We start from the raw sequence: 21,684 nt of genomic DNA, 5'->3' as shown, positions 1-21,684 counted from the left end.
CAACCGGGGTGCGGGACGACCGGACCGTCGACACGGTCGCCACAGGAGGGTTGTACCCGACATACGACATTGAATTCACGTTTAACCCGCTTTGTTACCGTCCAGCCCGAGTGCACGCACTCGCACCACCGCTCCGGAACGAACACGCCGGCCGGCGGGTCCGAGGGAACCGCCGCGCCGCAAGGTCGTCCTTCCGAAGGTCGTCCTTCCGAAGGTCGTCCTTCAGGGCGCGCTCCTTGGCCCGGCCGTCCGTACGGCTGCCACGGCTCGGGCGAGGGCCAGCAGCAGCACCCGCTCGACTCGCGGGATCAGGGGCGGCGCCGCGACGGCGACGGCGATCGACGCGGCGACCCCGGCCCAGGCCACCGGCCCGAGCGGGGTGCATCCGAAGAACCGGCTGACACCCGGGGTCTGGACGACGGCCGCCAGCACGGCGGCGGAGCCCAGAACGGTCACGAGGACCAGCGCGCTGCGCCGTCGTCCGGTGAGGGTCTGGGCGAGCTGGGCTCCCACGACGCCGCACAGGGCCATGGTGCTGGTGCGCCGGGCGGAGCCGGGCGTGGAGGTGCCGATGAGCCAGGCGGTGGTGGCGCCGAGCGCGGTCACCAGACCCCGGTGGCGGATCTGGCGGGCCAACGGCGCGTCGAGGGCGGCGGTGCCCGCTCGTGGGGCGCTCTCCCCGTTCGGCGGGTCGTCCCGTGGGGTGACCGCGACGGCCATCGCCGGGAACATGTCGGTGAGCAGGTTGACCAGCAGGATCTGGCGCGTGGACATCGGGGCGCGCCCGGACAGCAGGGTGCCGAGCAGGGAGAAGCCGATCTCGCCGGCGTTGCCGCCGATCAGGATGGTGATCGCGTCCGCCACGCTGCGCCACAGCGCGCGGCCCTCGTCCACGGCGCCGGTCAGGACGGTCAGCTCCTCGTCGGTGATCACCAGGTCGGCCGCGTTGCGGGCCGCCGCCGAGCCGCGCGCGGCGATGCCGATCCCGATGTCGGCGGAGCGGATGGCGGCGGCGTCGTTGGCCCCGTCCCCCACCATCGCCACGACGCGTCCCGCCTCCCGCAGCGCCTCGACGACCAGCACCTTCTGCTCCGGGGCGACCCGAGCGACGACGCCGCAGTCGCGCAGCCGGCGGGCGCGGCCCGTACGGTCGAGTCCGGCCAGCTCCTCGCCGGTGGCCAGCTCGACGTCGTCCGGCCAGCCGAGCGCGAGCGCCACCGCCCGGGCCGTGGCCGGGTGGTCGCCGGTGAGCATGACTGGCCGCACCCCGGCCTGCCGCAGTCCGGTGACCAGCGCCGCGGACCCGGCGCGCGGGGTGTCCGCCAAGGCGACGAAGCCGACCAGGTCCAACCGTTCCAAGGGGGCGTCGATCGTCTCGCCGCCGTCCGCGACGGGCCGGGTGGCGACGGCGAGGACCCGCAGGCCGTCCGCGCCGAGAGCCGCCACGGTCTCGGCCTCGGCGTCCCCGGCACCGGCGCAGGCCGGCAGGACGCTCTCGGGCGCGCCCTTCACCACGTACAGAGCGCGACCGTCCTCGTCGGCCCCGGTCGCGGCGGCGTAGCCACGGCTGGCCTCGAACGGAAGCTCCCGGTCGGGTGTCCAGCCGAGGTCGTCCGGTGCCGCGGCGAGGACCGCCTCGTCGGTGGAGTGGGCGTGTACGGCCGCGCGGTCGTCGGCGGGCGGGCAGGCTCGGGCCGCCAGGCGCAGGACGGGCACCGCCTCGGGAGCGTCGGCGGAGTGCACGGCCCCGTCGGCCGCGGCGACGCGGGTGACCCGCAGGCGGTTCTCGGTCAGCGTGCCGGTCTTGTCGAAGCAGACGGTGTCCATCCGGCCGAGCGCCTCCAGCGCCCGCGGAGTCCGCACCAGCACGCCGTGCCGACTGAGCCTGCGTGCCGCGGCCAGTTGGGCGACCGTGGCCACCAGCGGGAGGCCCTCCGGCACGGCGGCGACCGCGACGGCGAGTCCGCCTCTCACGGCCTGGCGCACCGGGCGGCCGCGCACGACGGCCAGGCCCGCGACGGCGGCTCCGCCGAGCAGGGTGAACGGCAGGCTGCGGTTGGTCAGTTCGCGCAGCCTGGCCTGGACGCCCGCCGCCGGTGGGGTGCGGGCGGCGAGGTGGGCGGCCCGCCCGGCCTCGGTGTCGTCCCCGGTGCCGACCACGGCGGCCCGGGCCTGGCCTGCCACGACCGTGGTGCCCTCGAAGACCATGCACCGGCGGTCCGCGACTGCCGCTTCCGGCGTGGCGTCCACCTGTTTCACGGTGGGGAGGGACTCGCCCGTCAGCGACGACTCGTCGACCTCCAGGTCGTCGACGTCGAGCAGCCGGGCGTCTGCCGGAACCACGTCGCCGGTGTTCAGCTCGATCACCTGCCCGGGCACCAGATTCGTGGACCTGACCCTGCGGATCCGGTTCCCGTCGACCACGTGAGCTTCCTGATGCTGCGTCACCTCCAGGGCTGAGAGCGCACGTTCGGCTCGCATCCGCTCGACCGCCCCGATCAGCGCGTTCATCGTCAGCGCTCCGGCGACCAGCAGCGCGTCCACCGTCGAACCCAGTAGGGCGGACGCGGTCGCCCCGACGAGCAGGACCGGTGTCAGTGGGTCGTCGAGTTCGGAACGCACCGCACCGATCAGGCGGCCCGTCAGGCGCGCCGGGCCGAAGGCCGGCAGCGCCCCCACACGCCGTACGGCGCCCGACAGGGCCCGCAGGCCCTCGGAGCGCGCCGGCCGGCGGACGGCCTTGAGCCGCGCCAGTGCCTCCCGGGGCGCGAGAGCGTGCCAGGGTATGCGCGGTGGCGGGTGGGGCGCACTGCGGGCGCTGACGCGCAGGGCGGCCCGCCAGCCCGATACGAGGGCCGCGGCGCTCGCCACGTTGACGGGCGAGAGGCGGATCCCGACCGGGAAGGCACCGTGGGGCCGGCGCCCCCGGGTGAGGACCAGGAGGCCGGACAGCGCGGCGCTCGCCTCGGCCAGGGTCTTGGCGTGCCGGGACACGGTGCGGGCGGCGGGAATCGCGGCCAGCAGCCGCCACGCGGATTCGAGTCCGTTCAGCACGAGGAGGTCCGCGCCCCACACCACCGCGCTGTCGTCGTCGGTGACCGCGACCGCGAGGTCGCTGCGCAGCAGTCCGGCGAGCAGCTCTCGGCCGCTCGGTGTCAACTCCGCTGCGCCGTCTGCCGGTACGCGTACGACGGCGAGCACCACCCGACCGCTGCGCTGGAGTTGACGCACCACCTCGGCCAACGGCCGCTCGTCACCGATCAGCTGATCGGCGAGGACGCCGAAGTCGCCGAGCGTGCCGTCATCGGCCAGCACGACGCGCAGTCCGGCCCGCCGGGCGGCGTCCAGCGCGGCTTCGGCGAGCGGGGCGATCTCCCGACCGACCAGGACGGTGCCGACGTCCGTCCCGCCGGCCGCCGCGATCATCAGGCCCGTCTCCGGGCCCTTCCCGTCGGGCGCGTCCAACTGGTCCGGCACCGGGCGCAGTTCGATGCCCGGTCCGCTCCCGGACGGGTCCAGTGCGGCCGCGGCGGCCTGCCACAACCGGTCGTGGTCCCAGCCGGGTGCGTTCGGATTGACCTCCAGGACCGTCCTCCCCGTGCCGCGCAGGGCGTCGGGGTGCAGGACGAGGGTGTCGACCAGTTCCAGCCGGCGCAACCGCTCCACACGGCGGACCAGGACACCCTCACGGGCGAGTTCGGTGCCCAGCACGGCGGTGAACGCGGCCGGGCCGTAGCGCGCGGCCTTGGGATTGCCGGCCACCAGCCCCTCGGCCGCCTCCGCGCTGTCACGGGTGAACAGCAGGGCCGCAGCGGAGCCGAGCAGAGTGCCACCCACCGCCTGACCGGCGAACTCCTCGCACGGCAACGGGCGCAACGCCGGGCGAGCGACGCCCTCGCCCGCCAGACTCAACCGTGCGGGCGCGCAGACCGTGTCGTGCGCGGCGTCGAAGGCGGCGGCACCGGCGATCGTCTCCATCAGCCGGCCGGTCCGCAGCACCGCGTCCAGGGCCAGCGCGGTGGGCGACCGCCCGACGCCGTACGCCGCCACCCCGGCCGCCGCCAGCACCAGGTCGGCGCCGGAGTCACCGAGGCGGCGGCGCAGCAGCGTGCGCACCCCAGGGTCCTCGCGCACCAGGCCGGTCACGGCGGTGGCCAACCGGGGTGCGGCCTTCAGCGGGATCACCCGCGCGCCCACGGCGGTCGCGATACCCACGGCGTCGCACCCGAGGGCTAGGGCCTGCGCGCGCACGCTGCCGGTCCGGCCGGGGTGCGCGGACTCCAGGACGTCGTCCTCCACCCGCTCCAACCGCTGCTCGGCCGCGAGTTCGGTGGCACGTTCCACCACGCGGTCGGTGGCCGCGTCCTGAGCCAACTGCACCACCAGCCGGGCGAGTCCGCCGTCCCAGTAGGCAGCGACCACATCCGGCCGCTGGGCCAGCCCGAGGGCCACCCTTCGCGCCGCCGCCTCCACGTCCCGCACCCGACCGGCAGCGCGAGGGCGCAGCGCCAGCTGAATCCGCGTGCCCGCCTGCCAGTACCCGCGGCCGGCCTCTGCCGCGCCACGGGTCACCCGGCCCACGCGGCGCGCCGTTTCGGCGGTGGCGGTGGCGGTGTGCGCCGTGGCGCGAACTCCGGCGCCGGCGGCCTCGACCGCCACCCGGGCAGCAGTCCGCGCCGTGGGCAGCGCCGCGCGCGCGAGGACGACCGGCGCGGCCAGGGTCACTCCGATGCCGAGCGCCGGCAGACGGGTCAGTGTACGCAGGGCCATGGTTCACCTTCGGGCGGCCGCGTCACGCAGCCTTCCGCTCGGCGGACGCGGCGGCGGTTGCACGGCGCTTGACCGGGGCCTTCCCGCTCGGCTTGGCGGCCGACTTGCCGCTCGGCTCGGTGCTCGTCCTGCCGCTCGGCCGGGAGGCCGCCTTCGACGCCCGCGACGTTCCAGCGGTCGGCTTCTGCGCCGGCTTGCCCGCCCTCGTACCGGTGAGGATGCGTGCTCGTTCATGGTTGTTTCCGATCAGCGCGTTCGAACGTGCGGACCGACTCCCGAGGGCCTGCGTCCGCTCGTCCCGGTAGGGCGTATGCCCGCTGGGACCCGGCCAAACAGGGCTGGATCCCGCGCCGCCGCGCACGGGGGCTTAGCCCGGCGCGGCTTCACCCGGCCCGGCTTCGCATATTTGACCGCCTCTTGTCCGGAACGCCCCCGTGTGCCAGTAATGAACGACTGTGTTCCCTATCTGCCGGGGATACCGTCGGTAGGGCTGAACGGATCCGTCTCCCCTGCCCGCCCTTGACCCCTCACCCATAGGGGGACCTGCCATGGCCACCTCGCGCGCCCTGGCCGAGGCTTCGCCCGGGACCGCACGTCGGGGACAGCACCCGGGGTTAGCACTCACCGTCATCGCGGCGACGCAACTCATGGTCGTTCTCGACATCACGATCGTGAACATCGCGCTGCCGCACATCCAGCAGGCGCTGCGGTTCAACACCACCGACCTGTCCTGGGTCATCAACGCCTACACCCTCACCTTCGGTGGGCTGCTGCTGCTCGGCGGGCGGGCGGGCGACATCCTCGGGCGGCGTCGAGTGTTCATCGTCGGCGTCCTCGTGTTCGCCCTGGCCTCGCTGCTCGGCGGCGTCGCGCAGTCCGCCGGCTGGCTGCTGGCCGCCCGGGCGTTCCAGGGCATGGGCGGGGCCATCGCCTCGCCGACGGCGCTGGCGCTGATCGCCACCAACTTCAGGGAGGGCCAGGAGCGCAACCGGGCCTTCGGCGTCTACTCCGCCGTCGCCGGGGCCGGCGGCGCGATCGGGCTGCTGCTCGGCGGCATGCTGACCTCCTGGCTGTCCTGGCGCTGGGTGCTGTTCGTCAATGTGCCGATCGGCAGCGCGATCGCCCTGCTGGCGCCGCTCTACATCAACGAGTCCGAGCGCCACCCCGGCCGCTTCGACCTGCTCGGCGCCTTCGCCGCCACCGCCGGCATGGTCTCGCTGGTGTACGGCTTCATCCGTGCCTCCGACCACGGCTGGACGGACCCGGTGACGCTGACCTCGTTCGCCCTCGCGCTGGTCCTGGCCCTGGTGTTCGTGGCGAACGAGCGGCGCGCGCGGCAGCCGATCACCCCGTTGCACCTGTTCCGCAACCGCAACCGCTCGGGCGCGTTCGGGCTGATGCTCTGCGTGGCCGCGACGATGTTCAGCATCTTCTTCTTCATCACCCTGTTCGTGCAGGAGATCCTCGGATTCAGCCCGCTGAGGGCCGGTTTCGCGTTCCTGCCGATCAGCGTCGCGATCGTCGCGGCCGCCCAGTTCGCTGCCCGCACCCAGCTGCGCTTCGGGCCGAAACCCTTCCTGGTGACCGGCTCGCTGCTGGTCCTGGGCGGGGTGGCCTGGGCGACGCGGATCGACGTCGACAGCAGCTACGTCGGCGGCGTCCTCGGGCCGACCATGCTGTTCGGCCTCGGCATGGGATCGATCTTCGTCCCCGCCACCCTCACCGTCGTCTCCAGGGTCTCCCCGCACGAGACCGGCGCCGCCACCGGCATGCTCAACACCAGCCAGCAGGTGGGCGGCTCGCTCGGGCTGTCGATCCTGGTCACGGTGTTCGGCACGGCCAGCCGCAACGAGGCCCGGCAGCAGGTCGGGGCGTTCCTCCGGCAGGCCTCCCCGCAGCAGGCCGCCCAGTTCCGGGCCACCGGGCGCCTCCCGGCGCCGTACTCCTCGCAGATCCTGGTGCACGGCATCGCCGGCGCGTTCCAGATGGGCCTGGTGTTCGCGGCGCTGGCGGTGACGATCGCGGTGTTCGTCATCAAGGTCGTCCGTCTGCCGGTGCCACCCGCCGTCAGCCCTTCGAAGGGCGGCGCTTGACAGGGCGTCAGGGTGACCGGGAGAGTCTTTCTTGAAATGGTTTTCATCTTCGATAGCCGTTGCGGGTGAGCGCCGCCCGTACGCAGGTCGGTGCCGCCCGCCACGGGTCGAATCCTCACGCCTCCCCGAAAGAGGACACCCATGTCGCTCGACGTCTCCCCCGCTCTCCTCGCCCAGGCCCAGCAGGGCCGCGTCGACGAGGCCGACTTCCTCGACACCGTCCGCGCCTCGCTCCCGTACGCCTACCGGGTCGTCGCCGGACTCAGCACCGAACTCGCCGCCAGTGGGCAGGAGTTCACCACCGACAACACCACGCCGAGCGACGAGGAGCGGGCCCAGCTGCTGCGCGCGCTCGCCAGCAACGCGATCCGGGGCAGCCTGGAGAGCCACTTCGGGGTGAAGCTCGCCTTCGTCAACTGCCACCGGGTCGGCGCCTTCCGCCCCGGCACCGAGGACGGTGCGGCGTACCGCGAGTTCACCTCGCTGCACAACCAGATCCGCAACCAGAGCCCGGAGCTGCGCAGCTGCTGACCGCGGCCGGGCACGGTCAGGACGACTGGTCCGGATGCCACTCGGATGCTGTTCGGCGGTGATCCGATCGCGTCGGCTCCCGCCTCGCTCGACGGGGCGGGAGCCGCCGCACGTGACCCCGCATTGCACCCGCGTTGCGCCCCGTGGCGGCCGGTGTCCGGATCGCGCGTCGATCTTGTCGGGCGGCGCGGCGGCTGCGTACGTTCGGAACGCACCGCCCGCCCGGCCCGCCCCTCACCACGTGGAGCCCACGATGTCGCCGACCCCTCGCCCGCTGCGGAAACTCGGCTTCCTGACCATCGGGCTCTTCGACGAGACGGACCCCCGCCGGGGCCACGAGTCCACCCTCGACCTCATCACCCTCGGCGAGCGGCTCGGCTTCGACAGCGCCTGGCTGCGCCACCGCCACCTCCAGTACGGCATCTCCTCGCCGATCGCCGTGCTCGCCGCCGCCACCCAGCGCACCAGCCGCATCCAGCTCGGCACCGCCGTCACCCCGCTCGGCTGGGAGAACCCGCTGCGGCTCGCCGAGGACCTGGCCACCGTGGACGTGCTCTCCGGCGGCCGGCTCAACCCCGGCTTCAGCGTCGGCCCGCCCACCCACTACGACCACGTGCGCGGCGCGCTCTACCCCGACACCGGCGAGCAGGAGGACTTCAGCCCCCGGCGCGCCGAACGGCTGCTCGCCCTGGTCCGCGGCGAGGACGCCTCCGGCTTCGCCGGCACCGAGGGCATCGAGGAGTACTCGCGCCGGGTCCAGCCGCACTCCCCCGGCCTGGCCTCCCGGCTCTGGTACGGCGCCGGCAGCCTGCGCTCGGCCCGCTGGGCCGGCGAGCGGGGCATCAACCTGCTCACCAGCAGCGTGGTGAAGCCGGAGGAGCAGGAGGGGCCGCACGACTTCGCCGCCATCCAGGCCGCCCAGATCCGCGCCTTCCGCGAGCGCCACCCCGACGGCGAACGCGCCCGGGTCTCCCAGGGCCTGGTCGTCGTCCCCACCGACAGCGCCACCCCCGAACAGCGCGCCAAGTACCGGGCCTACGCCCTCGCCCGCACTCCGCGCACCCTCGCCCCGCAGGGCCCGGCCCGGCTGCTGTTCGCCCCCGACCTGGTCGGGACGACCGAGGAACTCGTCCAGCGGCTGCACGCCCACGCCGGCTACCGCGAGGTCGACGAGGTGGCCTTCGCGCTGCCGTTCTCCTTCGATCACGAGGACTACGTGCAGATCCTCACCGACCTGGCCACCCGCCTCGGGCCCGCGCTCGGCTGGCGTCCGGCTTCGGTTTCTGCTTCGGCTTCGGCTTCGGCAGCAGGCCCCGGGGAGCGCTGACCGGGCGGCCTCGCGGTTTCCCCAACCGGCCTACCGGGCAAGGGAATCCGCAGCAACCACGGCGTCCGGCACGGCCTCCCGTACCGATTCGTCCTCCCAGGCCGGTACGGCCTCACGGGCCGGTACGGACGGACGGGCCAGTGCGGACGGACGGCCGCCCGGCCGGACGCCGACACGGGGGGAGACCGTGATGGGCCCGTACCAAGCCGCACCCGCACCGCCGCCGACCCTGCACCCCTGCCCGAGATGCCGGCTCACCGACCAGGTCCGCGGCGTCCCGGCCGTCTACCACGCCGGGCGGACGAGGGTGATCGTCCGGCCCTCGCAGCAGGGGGCCGGCAGCCACCGGACCCGCGAGGTCGTGTCCGACCTCGCCCGGGCCCTGGCACCCGCACCGATCCGCGAACAGCCACCCGGCCGCGTGGCGACGGGCCTGGGCGTGACCGCCCTCGCGATCGCCTTCTTCACGTTCTTCGCCGGGGCCTTCGCACGGCAGTTCAACGACGACACGCCCGCCTTCGCCACCCCGGTCCGGGACCACCAGGCCTTCGAGATCCCCGTGGCGATCCCGGTCACCGCCGTCCTCGCCGCCGCCGTCCTCCTGGTGACCGCCGCCGCGCTCCGCGCCGCCGCGAACCGCGAACTCTCCGACCGTGCCCGGGCCGAACAGCTCTGGGCCCAGGCCTGGTACTGCGCCCGCTGCGGCACCGTCCACTTCCCGCCCTCCCCCGGCCAGGCCTCCACCGCCCTCAGCCTCCCGGAGTTCCGCCGCCTCGTCTGGACGGCCGGCGGCTACGGCCACCTCGCGGACCGGTACTGACTCGGAACCGTCGGTCCACCAGGATCTCGGTCCCCACGGGGCGGGGCCTACGCGGCCGACCGAGGCCCGGCACCTGCCGCGTGCGGCAGGTGCCGGGCCACCGGCTCAGAGCAGGCGCTTGATCTCCCCGCGCGCGCGGTAGAAGCCGCCCGAGGCGGACTCCCGCACCTCGGCGACCAGGTAGCGTGCCCCGGCTATCCGGATGTCCTTGGGGAACTGCACCCGCCACGACGAGTCGTAGCCCTGCGAGACCACCCGCATCCGCAGCCGGGCGCCGTCCTGGACGCACTCGACCTCCACCTCGCCGCCGGTCCGGGCGGTGGCCACCGTGACCGTCTCCAGCCCGGCGCCGGCCAGCACCGGCTCCCAGCCCGCGCCCTTGACCTCGGCGGTCTTCGGCAGCGTGCCGTTCTCGGCCGCCCGCACCGCCTGCTCGCTCGCGTCCAGGCAGGCCAGCGAGCCGTCCGTGGTCACCAGGTAGAGCCGGCCGTCCCGGTACTGCATGCTGTACGCCGAGCCGCAGCCGGTGGCGAGCTTCCACAGCCGGGTGCCGTCGGCGGCGAAGCAGTACACGGAGGAGTGGTTGTCCCCGGCGAAGACGTACTCGCCGTCCGGGGAGGCCGCGCAGGAGAAGACCGCGGCGTCGCAGCGGTAGGCGGCCACCTCGGCGCCGTCCGACTTCCGCAGCCGGTGCACCCAGCCGCGCGCGGTGCCGGCGAACACCTCGTCGGCCTCCTGCCAGCCGAACAGCACCTCGCCCTGGGTCGGGGTGTGCCAGCGCTGGTCGCCGCTGCGGTTGTCGTAGCGGGCGACGCCGCGCGAGTGGCCGTGGTAGACACCGTCGGCGTCGCAGCGCACCATCCAGCCGGCCCGGCCGTCGGCCTGGCGGCGCCACTGGAACTCGTCCTCGTGGTCGACCGTGGTCAGCCCGCCGCGCTCGTCGGCGACGCCGAGCACGCCGTCGTGGATGTCGAGCCAGAAGATGTCCACGTCCTGGGCTATCTCGTACGCGACGCGCGGAACCTTACCACCCAGGTCGTACACCTTGCCGTCGTCGCAGCCGGCGTAGATCCACCAGTCGTCGGCGACGATGCACTTGACGCCGTCCGGCAGGCCGTAGCGGCCCGTCACCTCGCCGTCGTGGGTGAGGGTGTAGACATCGCCGCGCTCGTTGCCGACCCAGGCGTGCTCCTCGCCGACGAAGATCCCGAAGGCGGGCGAGCCGGAGCGGAAGCGCCACAGCAGCGGCGCCTGGTTGGCGGTCGAGCGGGTGCTGACGATCTGGCGCCTGGTCACCGCCCGGCGCTGGCGCACGCCCTGGACGGCCGGGGCGTAGCCCTTGCGGACCTTCTCGCCGATCTTCTTGGCCGCCGACGCGGCCGCCTTCTCCGGGCTCGGGTACGTCGTCGACTTGCTCTGCCCGGGCTCGCCGATCCGCCCGTACCGCACCGTCACCACCTGGCCGGCGAGCCGCACCTCGTAGAACTTGTGCGCGCTCCCCTCGTCCTCGGACAGTTCGAGGTACGTGACCTGCTCTTCCACGGCGACGGACACGGTGCGGTCCCCTTTCGGGCATCGGAGATGGGGTGCCGGCGGGGAGGCCTGCCGACACCTCCAAAGCTACGGCCCGTCACTGACAATCGGCTCCGCGGGGGGGCTGGGGACTGGAACGCCGAGGTCGGTACAGCTCGGCCAGGAGGGCGCGCAGCCGCTCGTCCTCGCGGACGGTGTGGTACGCGAGGCCGGAGGTGACGATCAGGCGGTCGCCCTCCGTCGAGCAGCGCTTCCAGCCGGGGTGTCAGGCCCTGCTGGTGCCGTACCTTCGAGCCCGGCGAGGGCGGCGGTGAGGTCCATGGGCGCGATCCTCGCGGGCGGGACCGACAACTCCCCTGCCACCATGGGGTGGACGCACCGCCGGGGCACCCGCTGATCGCGGGCGGTCCGGGGCGGTCCGGGGGCGCCGCGGCCCCGTGCCGGTGGTGCTGGCAAGCTGGGGAGATCGGCGCCGACCGGCGCCGCACGGCGAGGGGGTACCGGTGATGGGTGGGTCGGCGGTCGGGGGCGTGCCTCCGCTGGATCCCGAGGTTCGGGCGGCGCTGGCGTCCGCCGGCGACCGGGCGCGGCAGGTGCTCACCCCGGAGGACCTGACGGCCTGGCAGCAACGCGACCTCGCCGCCCGGCCCCGCCCGACCCCGGACCAGTTGCGCGACGGTGACCGGTTCGAGGTGACGGAGCTGCGCGTGCCGCGGGCCGACGGCGGGGGCGAGATCACGCTCGTCAGCGCGCGGCCCGCCGGGATCCGCGAGGAGCTGCCGCTGCTGTACTACCTGCACGGCGGCGGGATGGTGACCGGCAACGCCTGGTCCGTCCTGCCCCGGCTGCTGCGCGGCTGGGCGCTGCCGCTGCGGCTGGCGGTCGTCTCCGTCGAGTACCGGCTGGCTCCGCACACCCGCTTCCCCGGCGCCGTCGAGGACTGCTACGCCGGACTCGTCTGGGCGGCCGAGCACGCGGGCGCGCTGGGCGTGGACGCGCGACGCGTGGTCATCGGCGGCAAGAGCGCCGGAGGCGGGCTCGCCGCGGCGCTGGCCCTGCTGGTCCGCGATCGGGGCGGTCCGGCGCCGCTCGGCCAGCTGCTGCTGAGCCCGATGCTCGACGACCGCGGCGACACCTTCTCCAGCCACCAGCTCGCCGGCCACGACACCTGGGACCGCACGTCCAACGCCACCGCCTGGCAGGCGGTGCTCGGCCACCGGTACGGTGCCGCCGACCTCTCGCCGTACGCCGCCCCGGCCCGCGCCACCGACCTGTCCCGACTGCCCGCGGCGTACGTCGAGGTGGGGTCCGCCGAGACGTTCCGGGACGAGGCCGTCACCTACGCCGACGCGATCTGGCGAGCGGGCGGCGAGGCCGAACTGCACGTGTGGCCCGGCGCCTGCCACGGCTTCGACAGCCTCGCCCCGCACGCGGCCATCAGCCGGGACGCCCACGACGCCCGCACCCGCTGGCTGCGACGCGTCCTCCAGCGGTGAGGCCGGCCCGGCGGGCTTTCCGCGCGGTCATCGGCCGGCTCGTCAGTCCACGGCCGCCGCCCGCTCCCCGTCCAGCAGGCGCACCATGTGCAGCTTCGCGACCGCCCGCCCCTCCACCAGGACCGCCCTCGGCTCCCGCCCCCACACCTCGAAGCCGCAGGCGGTGTAGAGCCGCAGGGCCGGCTCGTTGCCCTCCGAGACGGTCAGCAGCACCTGCCGCAGCCGCCCGTCGTCCGCCGAGGTGCGCAGCACCTCCCGCACCAGGGCGCGGCCGATCCCCCGGCCGCCCGCGCCGCGGGCCACCGCCATGCCGTACAGCGTGCCCTTGTGCCGTTCCTGGCTGCGCTGCGAAACCTTCAGCCCGGCGGTGCCGACCAGCGCGCCGCTGCCGTCGAAGGCGCCGATCAGGGCGCCCGGACCGTCCTCGGCGCCGGCCAGCCGGCGCAGCGTCGCGGACAACGGCTTGCCGGCCTCCTCGGCGTGGCTGGAGGTGAAGGCGCTCGGCGTCTCGCGCAGCGCCGCGAGCCGGAAGGCCCGGTACGGTTCAGCGTCCGCGACGCCCAGGCGGCGCAGCAGCACGGAGTTCGCCACGGAGCGCACCACGGGCCGCCGGTCGTGCTCAGCCGAGACGGACACGGGTGCACCTCGTCACGTACGGCAGCGCGATCTCGTCGCGGCCCGCCAGGTCGGGGTGGGTGGCCAGGAGCTGCTCGACGTCGGCCAGCAGGCGGACCCGCTCGTGCTCCGGCAGCGCGATCACGTAGCTGCGCGAGGCGACCATGTCGACGATCCCGGCCCGGGTGGTGAGGTGCTCCCAGCCGATCTCCAGCCGCTCGGGCGCGCCGAACGGCGCCGGGAGGACGGGCCTGGTGTCGATCCGCTGTCGCGCCGAACGGTGCATCAGCACCCCGAGCGCGGCGGCCCAGGGCTCGCTCTCGTCCCGGACGTTCCACACCAGCGAGAGCGTCCCGCCGGGGGCGAGCACCCGGGCGATCTCCGGCAACGCGGCCGCCGGGTCGAACCAGTGCCAGGCCTGCGCCACCACCACGGCGTCCACGCTGCCGTCCGGCAGCGGGATGCGCTCGGCCGAGCCCGCCCGGACGGCCGCCTTCGGCACCGCCGCGGCCAGCCGCGCCCGCATCCCCTCGTCGGGCTCGACCGCCACCACGTCCAGGCCCGCCTCGACCAGCATCCCGGTCAACTTGCCCGTTCCGGCGCCCAGATCGAGCACCCGGCGGGCCTCCCGGGGCACCGCCGAACCGATCAGCGCCCGCGGATAGCCCGGCCGACCGTGCTGGTACGCGTCCGCCGCCACCCCGAACGACCGCGCCCGCAGCCGCCCGGCCCACCGCCTGGTCGCCCCCTGTCGCGTCATCCCACAGGCCCGCCCGATCTCCTCCCAGGTCGCCTCCCGCCCTCGCCGCAGCTCCTCCACCAGCTCCGTCCGCCGCTCCTCCAGCGCCTCAACCACCCCCGACAGCCGCCGCAACCCCTCCACCCCGCCGCCACCGGCCACATCCTCCGCCACCCGCCGACCAAGATCACCCGTCTCCATGGCCCGGCACTGTACGGACCGCCGACGGAGACCGTCAACACTTATTGCCCCGTCATGCAACATCTGTTGCCTCAGAGCCATGCCACCGGCCCCGGCCGTGATGCGGCCGGGGCCCGTCAACGACCCGCCGTCACAAGGGTCGGAGGGTGAGCACGAACTGCGGAAGCGCCAGCAGGAGCAGCACGGTCCCGGCCTCGATCCAGCGGTACTTCGCCCGGATGATCGCACTGGTACCGGCCAGCGCCGACAGCAACGGCCCCGCCGGATCGCGCCCAACCCGCTCGAATGCCCGGCGCAGCCCATCCGAGCACGCCCCCGGGACGATGTGCTCGAAGTACCCCGGCCCGGCCGCCCCGCTGCTCCGCCCCTTGCGGTGGCGGGGCACCAGCGCGGAGACGAAGCAGCCGACTGCCAACAGGGCGCTGACCACGGCGCTCCACCGCAGGAGCGGAGCCAGCCAAGCCGGGGAGCCCGAACCGGCGCCGCCGTCCAGGGGGACGAAGGTGGCCAACACCGCCCCGGTGAAGGCCAGGAACACGGCGGCCTTGGTGTCGGCCCGGACGAGCTCCGCGCTGTTGGCCGCCATCAGGCGCTCCATCGCCGACACGGAGGACGTATGGGACACCGCTATCGGCGCAGCGGACCGGCGGGGCCGCCGAGGGGTCGGCCTCCGAGGGCTTCTGCCCACGGACCGCCTGCGGGTCCCGCACGGCGGCGGCTCGCGGCGTACGGCTGCCCGGGTCATCGCGGCACCCCGTTCGGGACTCCGTTCGGGACACTGCCGGCCCAGCCGTTGACGTGGGTGTGGAGCTTGGTGAAGCCCGGCCCCGGAGGGTGCGGAGGCGCCGGCGGCTGCTGGGCAGGCCCGGGGACCTGCCGCCCGAGGGCGACCAGGCGATCGCGCAGGAGCCTGGACAGCTCCTCCTGTTCCTGGTCCGTCACCTTGCCCAGCATGAGCGCCATCTGGTCCTGCCAGGTGGTCTCACCCCGGAGCAGGTCGGCGTGGTTGACCACCCAGTCCAGGACGTCGCGCACCTCATCGGGCTTCCTGGCGAGCCACAGCCCCGCGAGCGCGAGCGGACCGTCCTGGACCGCTCGCCGGCAGAAGGCGTACTCCTCCTCGCTCTTGACGGTCCAGTCGAACGGCACGTCCGTCGCGTCAGGCTCCCCGAGCCGCAGTTCGTTGCCGCGCTCGCGCGCGGAGACGTCCGTGACGCGGTAGCCGAGGCCGCAGTGGGGCAACACGTACGGAGCCGCGAGGTACTGCAGCAGCTCTTCGGAACCCAACCTCGCCCCCGCAGTGGCGAACTGCTCCTTCAGGTGGTGCAGCCGTCCGTCGATGTCCTTGCGGACCGGCAGCCCGCCCTGGCTGGTCCGGGTCTGCACGACCCGGGCGGCGTCGTGGACCCACCACAGGAAGTGGACCTCCAGCGACTCCGTGCCGTACGAGGTACGGAGACGGACCGCCCTCACCCCCGGCCGCTCCGCGAGGTCCACCAGGAACGCCTGGTCGAAACCGCGCAGTCCCAGCCGGGCGCCGACCCCGCGTTTCTCCCCCAAGGCCGCCACTCCCGGACGGCCCTTCCCCAGCTGCTGGTAGAGCCCGTGGCGGTCCCCCACGACCAGGGCGCGGTCGCGCCGCCCGGACCAGCGGTGCCAGAGGACCTCCCGCCAGGGGGCGCGGGTGGCCTGGGTGTAGACGGGCGGGTCAGTGTCGAGGGTCATCGGGTCCTCCGAAGGCGGGGGTGGGCTGGTAGGGCTGGGGCTCGCCCCGCCGCCAGGCCTCCAGGGCGCGGCGGGCGATGTCGCGGCCGACCAGGCCGGGGTCGTCGCTGCGGTCGATCGCGGTCAGCAGCCCCAGCTCGCCGGGGCGCATCTTCTGGGCGAGCGCAATGAGCAGCGTCTCCACGGGTGCGCGGAGCGGTTCGTCCCAAACCGCTTGCCGGCACCAGTCGAGCAGCCTGCGGCTGACACCGGCGAACATCCGTTGGTGGTTCAGGGACCGGCGGACGAACTCGACCACGCCATCACCGAACTCGCCGTCGGGGCCCAACTGTTGCAGGAACCAGAACGGGGCATGGAGCAGGTTGAGGAAGGCGATGAGGGCGAGTTCGGTGTCCGGCCCCGGCCGGTCCACCCAGTCCATGAGCTTCCGGAACACGGCCGTTTGGTTTCCGCCGTCGAAGAGGCGCTGAAGTGACCAGACCACCGTCGCGGCAACCTCGGTTTCCTTCCCGTCCTCTCCGCGGAAGCAACGCCGGAGCAGAGAGAGCGCGAACTCCGGCCGGGCTGCTCCGAAATCTCCACCGCAGGCACCGGCCGCCGTCCACCGGAGTTGCCAGCCGCCGTTGACGCTCCAGCTGTTGAGGCGGTGCTTCACCTCGCCGACGAGAATCGGGTCCTGGGCCGTGATCCCCAGCGCGTACACGGCGATGCTCCGGCTCCGCGCCTGTTCTGCCTTGGCCAGAGTGCCGATGTGGGTCAGGGCCCGACGGGCACCGCTCCAGCCCGCAGCCATACCCACCACACGGCCCATCGGGACGGCCAGGTCGGACTCGGTGGCGGGAACCGTGTTGATCCACTCGGTCAGCAGTCCCGACACCTGCCCGTACTGGCGCCATACGTGCCGCAGCACCGTCTCCGCCTGCCGATGGCGTTTGAACCGGATCGGTTCCACCGTGTAGGCGTAGTTCGACGTCCTCCGCGTCCCGCCCGGAGCGCATTCGGCCCGCACAGTCGCCAACAGGTCGTCCAGCGACCGCCGGAACACGAATCGGGGATTCGGCTGCAGGGCCTCGCCCGGCGTGAGCCGACTCTGCTCGCTCTGCCCTTCCGGGCCCGCCCCGAGCACAGCATTCAGGCGGCCGTCGGCCAGTGCCAGCAAGCGGTCCGTCTCGTCCCGGATGATCCGGTGGTCGACACCCTCCAGGACGCTCGTCACCAGCAGGAACGCGAGCGCGTCCGGGTCCTCGCGAAGCGCCTTCAGGAGCTCCGGGACCTCCTCCTCCGCGAGGAAGCTGAGCCGCTGGCCGAGGTCGACCGGGTCGGGTCCTTCATCACCGGCCCGGCTTACCTCGTCGACGAGTTCGGCGACCTGGGCCGGCACCAGCTCAGGGGCCAGCAGATCGTCCAGATCCGCTTCCAGCCGGGCCAGCAGCGCCTCGCGTCGCTTCGCATCGGGCACCACCGCCTCCAGACGGGCGTCGAAGACCGCACGCGGCGACGGGGGTGTGTAGCGCACCGGGCTGACGTCCAGTTCGCGGACGACACCGCGGAGACGGTCCGCGTCATGCGGCAGCAGGACCACCATGACGGCCTTGGCCTCCTCCAACCGCTGGCGCAGCTTGGCGACCGCCGCCGGCCCCAACCGCACCGCAGGCGACAGACCGTGTACCAGGTACCCGCGCGCCTCGCTGTCGGTGGGCCGCCAGGACGTCAGGTCCGAGTCGCTGTCAAGCGCGCGCAGGGCGAGGCTCTTCCCGCTGCTCTCGAACAGCAGGTTGAGGGCAGTGGTGCGACGCCCGGTGCCCGGTTCACCGGCGAGGAAGAGCAGGCGGGTGCCGAGCGTCCTCAGCGCCTCGGGGAAGCAGTCCGGCTTCGCGTACCCGGTCCGGGCGGCCAGGATCTCCGTCTCCGAGATGGGTCCGTCCTGCGCCTCGACCCGCTCGCCGCTGCCCGGCGCCGCTCCGGCGGCACCGTTCTCGACGCGCTGGTCCCCGTGCACCGATCCGGTGTTGATGTTGCCGTTCGGTGCGAAGATGAACTGGCCGCCCGGTCCCCAGGCGGCGAACCGGCCCGCGAACTCGTCGTCGAAGTCATCGAAGTCGGGGCCGGGGCCGGAGCCCGGCACGCCAGGCGGCCCTTCGATGGCCGGGCGCTCGTCGGGCCTCACCGGTGGTGCTCGTTCTTGTCGCCGTGGACGGTGTCCTTGTTGCCCCGAACGTAGTCGCCGCCGAAGCCACTGATGGAGTCACCACGCACGTTGGTGATGTTCTGCCCACCGTGCACCGTGCCGCTGTTCAGGTTTCCTCCGTCGGCCCGCTGGTTCACGACCGTCCTCGGCGCCCGACGCCCCTCCGCCGGCCGGTCCGCCTTCCGGCCGTCCCGCCCCTCCTGTTCCCCGACGACGGCGTCGCCGAGGATCCGGCGGTCGTAGAGGTTCCCGGACGGCGCGGGCACGTAGAGCCACGCCTGCTGGTCGAAGCGCTTGCCCTCGACCGTCGCCGGCACCTCGATGAAGTGGTCGGGGTGGCGCCCGGTGTAACCGCCGGCCACCGCGTCCTGGTAGCAGCGGTCGGACAGGATGGCCGCGACGTGGGTGATGCTTTCGTTGGACGCGGCCAGCACGGCCTTCACCGGCCGGGAGTCGAGCAGCCGGTGGGTGTCGTTGCGCGGGGTGCCGTTGCCGTCGAACTCGCCGCCCGCGTCGGGGAGCGGGCCGATGTTGAGGCTGACCCTCAGTCGGATGCGCACCGTTCCGACCGAGTGCACGTTGAACTCCGTCAGCACCTCCTGGAGGGTGTTCAGCCAGGGGTGGATCAGGAAGGGCATCCAGCCCGGGTCGAAGCCGAACACGTACCCGTCGCCGGTCGAGTCGGGGAACCGCCGGTCCTGCCAGACCTCACCCAGTCCGGCCCGCTCGAAGGACCACTGGAGCACCTGCGGCACGGACCTGCTGATCACGCCGTGCTCGATCGCGGGGTACCCCGTGAAGTCCTTGGCGTCCACGGCGACGATGCCCCGGTACGGCGGGAGGTGTCGGCTGCGGCTGTACGGCAGGGCGCTGGCCTCGGGCATCGGCTGGTCGAACTCCGTCATCTCTGCTCCTCGCGGGTTCCCGTACTGACCTTGCGTCACCCAGCTTCGCGACACAGCGTGCTCCGGTGTGCTCGCTCAGTGCAGAAAACATGTGACGAAGGACACATCGAGGAGTTGGCTCTTCAGTCCACAGGCACCGCCGCTCGACGGAGGGCGGGGAGGTCGGCGAGGGTGATGGACTTCCGGCCGGTCTCGACGCGGTGGGCGGCCAGGGCGGCGAGGGCCGTGGTGACGGTGTTGCGGGAGACGCCGAGGTGTTGGGCGAGTTCGTCGCGGGTCAGGGCGAGTTCGATCCGGCGGCCGACCGCCGGGACGGGGCCGGCGGAGAGATCGGCGAGGGCCACCAGGGCGGCTGCCAGCCGGGGGACGATGTCACCGCCGGTGCGGGCCAGGTCGGACTCGCGCAGCCGACCCATGGCGTAGCGGACCATCACGGGGAACAGCTCACGATCGGCGACGAAACGCAGGAAGGCGGCCTTGGCGAGGACCGCGACCGTGCAGTCCGAGATCGCCTGGACGCTGGCCGAGCGGACGCCGTCGTCCAGGACGGCCACTTCCCCGAGCAGTTCGCCCGGGCCGCGGAAGGCCAGCAGCCGGACGCTCCCGTCGCGCTCCCGGCGGCTGACCTTGGCCACTCCGGCCAGCAGGGCGAGGACGTGGGTGCCCGGTTCGCCCTGGCGCAGGAGGGTGGTGCCGATCGGGTGCCTGCGCTCGAACGCGCCGTCCAGCATGCCCGTCCAGGCCGCGTCGCCCATGAGGTGGCGCAGGGTCCGGCCCAGCGGGCCGGGTGTGCGGCTGTCGTGATCGTCCATGCGACGACCCTAGGGCGTGTTTCGAAAGTGCTGGTCACAGCCACTCGTTGATGGCTGCGATCAGCACGGTCGCTTCGTAGCGGACAGCGAGTTTGTCGTATTTCGTGGCGACCGCGCGGTGGCGCCGAGGCGATTGATGCCGCACTCCACGGCATGGCGCTCGCGACAGTCGTCCTTGTCGAACTTCGGCGGCCGACCGCCGCGGGAGCCGTGCTTCCTGCGGTTGGCGATCTGGTCGCGCTTCTCCGGGATCGTGCAGCCGATACGACGTCTGCGCAGGTAAACGCGGTTCGCGCGGGAGCCGTACGCCTTGTCAGCACGGACCTTGTCCGGCCGGGTACGAGGGCGCCCCGGGCCGAGACGCGGCACCCGGATGCGGCCCAGGACGACCTGAAACTGCGGGGAGTCACCCCGTTGTCCGGCGGTGATCACGAGCGACATCAGCTTCTGGGTCTGCTCGACGGCCAGGTGGATCTTGGTGGTCAGTCCACCGCGAGAGCGTCCGAGTCCGTGGTCATCAGGCTCGGCGAAGACGCCGCCGGGTGGCTCGACCTGTAGATCCCCTTTTTGCGCGCGCCGGCCGCGTGCTGGTGCGCGCGGGCGATCGTGGAGTCGACGGAGATGTCCCAGGTGATCAGGCCCTTCGCATCGGCGCGGGCCTGCAGCTGCTCGGGGATCGGTGCCACGTGCCGTCGCGCTGCCAGCGACGGAAGAATCCGTACACCGTCTCCCACGGCCCGTACCACTCGGGAAGATCCCGCCACGGTATGCCGATGCGTGTGCGGAACCGTATGCCGTTGATCAGCTGCCGCTTGGTGTGCACCGGCGGCCGACCGGCCTTGACGCCCCGTGGCAACAGAAGTTCCAGCACCGCCCACTGCGCGTCTGTCAGATCTCCCCGGGCCATGGTACGTGATCACCGCACGACCTTGATCCACTTCTGAACAGACCCTAGCATGCGTGGGTGAACCTTTCGCATCTCGGCGTGCCGATCGGGCCGATGACCCGCGTCCATGGCGGGTTCGCCAACCGGATGCACCGGCTCGACACCGACCAAGGGTCGTTCGCCGTGAAGGAGTTGAACCTCGTCGACCGTCGCTGGACCTATCGCGTCGAGGAGGTGTTCAGGTTTGAGCGGACGGCCTTCGCCGCCGGTGTCCCGATGCCGGAGCCGATCTCGGCCAGCCACGACACGCTCGTTCACCGATGGGTCGAGGGAGAGAAGGTGCCCGAAGCACCGGTGTCGGCGGCGTACGCGTTCGAGATCGGTGAGATCCTCGCGCGCATCCACGCGCTCGACGTCGCGTGGACCCATGCGTCGATCGAGGACCCGACGCCACGGGACTGGCCCGAGCTCGCCGCGCGGGCGGTGGCGACCGGACAGCCGTGGGCCGACGAACTCGCCTCCCGCGTCGAGACGTTCCTCGCGATCGCCCACTTCGTCGACACCTGCGAACGGCCAGGCCCCGTCGTGCTGACCCACGGGGACATCCAGCCGTGGAACCTGCTGGCCCGAGAGGGTCGGCCGGTGGTGCTCGACTGGGAGCTCTCGGGGATGCTCGACCTGTCCGGTGAGCTCGGCTCCACTGCGCTGAGCCTCGCCAAGGGGCCTGGCTTCGACGACATCAAGCCCGCCATCTTCCGCTCGGTCCTCGACGGCTACGTCGCGGGGGGCGGATCGCTGCCCCCGTCAGGTCCAAGCTGGTTCGCGTACATGATCGGCGGCTGGCTGGGGCACACGAGGTGGAACATCCTCCGGTGCCTCGCCGCTGTCGAGGCAAGCACCGGCCCTGACCTCGCGCTGTCGCACGAGTCCGCGCGCAACGGCGTGCGCGGCCTCCCGGTCCTGTTCGGCCGACTTCCGGAGCTCGAGGCACTGCTCGTGTGACAGCGACCTGAGTCGCTCTGGGAAGACAGGACTCCCGTCCT

Annotated in this window: 15 protein-coding genes and 1 pseudogene; 6 read left to right on the top strand and 10 right to left on the bottom strand. The window is 73.2% G+C overall.

All coding sequences use genetic code 11. The annotated features are described in order from the left end of the window. Positions 1 to 222 precede the first annotated feature (222 nt). Positions 223 to 4,770: an HAD-IC family P-type ATPase gene (locus ACWDBE_RS01755; RefSeq protein ID WP_449806880.1), complete on the bottom strand. Its 4,548-nt coding sequence runs from the start codon at positions 4,768 to 4,770 to the stop codon at positions 223 to 225. A 548-nt stretch (positions 4,771 to 5,318) separates the two neighbouring features. Between ACWDBE_RS01755 and ACWDBE_RS01750 the strand changes: the two genes are divergently transcribed. The 4 genes from ACWDBE_RS01750 (at position 5,319) to ACWDBE_RS01735 (ending at position 9,541) form a co-directional block, all read left to right on the top strand. Next, positions 5,319 to 6,863 (top strand): MFS transporter, encoded by a 1,545-nt coding sequence (locus ACWDBE_RS01750; RefSeq protein ID WP_449806879.1) that lies wholly within the window; start codon positions 5,319 to 5,321, stop codon positions 6,861 to 6,863. Positions 6,864 to 7,004: 141 nt separating this feature from the next. Beyond that, a complete protein-coding gene (locus ACWDBE_RS01745; RefSeq protein WP_449806878.1) occupies positions 7,005 to 7,394 on the top strand; it encodes an SCO5389 family protein in 390 nt (129 codons plus the stop codon). 253 nt (positions 7,395 to 7,647) lie between these two features. After that, positions 7,648 to 8,721 carry an LLM class flavin-dependent oxidoreductase gene (locus ACWDBE_RS01740; RefSeq protein ID WP_449806877.1) on the top strand — a complete coding sequence of 358 codons (1,074 nt, stop codon included), beginning with the start codon at positions 7,648 to 7,650 and terminating at the stop codon, positions 8,719 to 8,721. 190 nt (positions 8,722 to 8,911) lie between these two features. Continuing rightward, the gene (locus ACWDBE_RS01735; RefSeq protein ID WP_449806876.1) at positions 8,912 to 9,541 is read left to right on the top strand and encodes a hypothetical protein; all 630 of its coding nucleotides are present in this window, start codon (positions 8,912 to 8,914) and stop codon (positions 9,539 to 9,541) included. A 105-nt stretch (positions 9,542 to 9,646) separates the two neighbouring features. On the opposite strand, the gene ACWDBE_RS01730 is transcribed toward ACWDBE_RS01735, so the two are convergent. Continuing rightward, entirely contained in the window at positions 9,647 to 11,095 is a 1,449-nt protein-coding gene (locus tag ACWDBE_RS01730; protein ID WP_449806875.1) for a WGR domain-containing protein, read from the bottom strand. Between the two features lie 485 nt (positions 11,096 to 11,580). Between ACWDBE_RS01730 and ACWDBE_RS01725 the strand changes: the two genes are divergently transcribed. Next, the gene (locus tag ACWDBE_RS01725) at positions 11,581 to 12,570 is read left to right on the top strand and encodes an alpha/beta hydrolase (RefSeq protein ID WP_449806874.1); all 990 of its coding nucleotides are present in this window, start codon (positions 11,581 to 11,583) and stop codon (positions 12,568 to 12,570) included. Between the two features lie 42 nt (positions 12,571 to 12,612). Here the strand turns inward: ACWDBE_RS01725 and ACWDBE_RS01720 are convergent, their stop codons facing one another. The 8 genes and pseudogenes from ACWDBE_RS01720 to ACWDBE_RS01685 form a co-directional block, all read right to left on the bottom strand. After that, the gene (locus tag ACWDBE_RS01720; RefSeq protein WP_449806873.1) at positions 12,613 to 13,206 is read right to left on the bottom strand and encodes a GNAT family N-acetyltransferase; all 594 of its coding nucleotides are present in this window, start codon (positions 13,204 to 13,206) and stop codon (positions 12,613 to 12,615) included. Beyond that, on the bottom strand, positions 13,190 to 14,125 hold the full coding sequence (locus ACWDBE_RS01715) for a class I SAM-dependent methyltransferase (RefSeq protein WP_449806872.1): 936 nt from the start codon (positions 14,123 to 14,125) through the stop codon (positions 13,190 to 13,192). The genes ACWDBE_RS01720 and ACWDBE_RS01715 overlap by 17 nt, the downstream gene beginning before the upstream one ends. A 130-nt stretch (positions 14,126 to 14,255) precedes the next feature. Continuing rightward, positions 14,256 to 14,711 (bottom strand): Pycsar system effector family protein, encoded by a 456-nt coding sequence (locus ACWDBE_RS01710; RefSeq protein ID WP_449806871.1) that lies wholly within the window; start codon positions 14,709 to 14,711, stop codon positions 14,256 to 14,258. 155 nt (positions 14,712 to 14,866) lie between these two features. After that, positions 14,867 to 15,850, bottom strand: coding sequence for a hypothetical protein (locus ACWDBE_RS01705; protein ID WP_449806870.1), 984 nt, complete (start codon positions 15,848 to 15,850; stop codon positions 14,867 to 14,869). Further along, positions 15,834 to 18,017 (bottom strand): hypothetical protein, encoded by a 2,184-nt coding sequence (locus tag ACWDBE_RS01700; protein WP_449806869.1) that lies wholly within the window; start codon positions 18,015 to 18,017, stop codon positions 15,834 to 15,836. The genes ACWDBE_RS01705 and ACWDBE_RS01700 overlap by 17 nt, the downstream gene beginning before the upstream one ends. After that, a complete protein-coding gene (locus tag ACWDBE_RS01695; protein ID WP_449806868.1) occupies positions 18,014 to 18,943 on the bottom strand; it encodes a hypothetical protein in 930 nt (309 codons plus the stop codon). The genes ACWDBE_RS01700 and ACWDBE_RS01695 overlap by 4 nt, the downstream gene beginning before the upstream one ends. A gap of 122 nt (positions 18,944 to 19,065) precedes the next feature. After that, positions 19,066 to 19,755, bottom strand: a complete 690-nt coding sequence (locus ACWDBE_RS01690) for a Crp/Fnr family transcriptional regulator (RefSeq protein WP_449806867.1) — start codon at positions 19,753 to 19,755, stop codon at positions 19,066 to 19,068. A 34-nt stretch (positions 19,756 to 19,789) separates the two neighbouring features. Beyond that, positions 19,790 to 20,662: pseudogene (locus ACWDBE_RS01685) on the bottom strand (IS5 family transposase). Between the two features lie 57 nt (positions 20,663 to 20,719). Here ACWDBE_RS01685 and ACWDBE_RS01680 point away from each other — a divergent pair. Next, positions 20,720 to 21,643, top strand: coding sequence for a phosphotransferase family protein (locus tag ACWDBE_RS01680; protein WP_449806866.1), 924 nt, complete (start codon positions 20,720 to 20,722; stop codon positions 21,641 to 21,643). The last annotated feature ends 41 nt before the right edge of the window (positions 21,644 to 21,684 follow it).

The organism is Kitasatospora sp. NPDC001132 (assembly GCF_053598415.1).
This window is presented reverse-complemented; position numbering and strand designations above follow the sequence as displayed.

Excerpts from the sequence above, each read along its gene's own strand:
- ACWDBE_RS01755 (WP_449806880.1), bottom strand. The coding sequence starts at position 4,770 with ATGGCCCTGCGTACACTGACCCGTCTGCCGGCGCTCGGCATCGGAGTG.
- ACWDBE_RS01750 (WP_449806879.1), top strand. The coding sequence starts at position 5,319 with ATGGCCACCTCGCGCGCCCTGGCCGAGGCTTCGCCCGGGACCGCACGT.
- ACWDBE_RS01745 (WP_449806878.1), top strand. The coding sequence starts at position 7,005 with ATGTCGCTCGACGTCTCCCCCGCTCTCCTCGCCCAGGCCCAGCAGGGC.
- ACWDBE_RS01740 (WP_449806877.1), top strand. The coding sequence starts at position 7,648 with ATGTCGCCGACCCCTCGCCCGCTGCGGAAACTCGGCTTCCTGACCATC.
- ACWDBE_RS01735 (WP_449806876.1), top strand. The coding sequence starts at position 8,912 with ATGGGCCCGTACCAAGCCGCACCCGCACCGCCGCCGACCCTGCACCCC.
- ACWDBE_RS01725 (WP_449806874.1), top strand. The coding sequence starts at position 11,581 with ATGGGTGGGTCGGCGGTCGGGGGCGTGCCTCCGCTGGATCCCGAGGTT.
- ACWDBE_RS01715 (WP_449806872.1), bottom strand. The coding sequence starts at position 14,125 with ATGGAGACGGGTGATCTTGGTCGGCGGGTGGCGGAGGATGTGGCCGGT.
- ACWDBE_RS01710 (WP_449806871.1), bottom strand. The coding sequence starts at position 14,711 with ATGGCGGCCAACAGCGCGGAGCTCGTCCGGGCCGACACCAAGGCCGCC.
- ACWDBE_RS01705 (WP_449806870.1), bottom strand. The coding sequence starts at position 15,850 with ATGACCCTCGACACTGACCCGCCCGTCTACACCCAGGCCACCCGCGCC.
- ACWDBE_RS01695 (WP_449806868.1), bottom strand. The coding sequence starts at position 18,943 with ATGACGGAGTTCGACCAGCCGATGCCCGAGGCCAGCGCCCTGCCGTAC.
- ACWDBE_RS01690 (WP_449806867.1), bottom strand. The coding sequence starts at position 19,755 with ATGGACGATCACGACAGCCGCACACCCGGCCCGCTGGGCCGGACCCTG.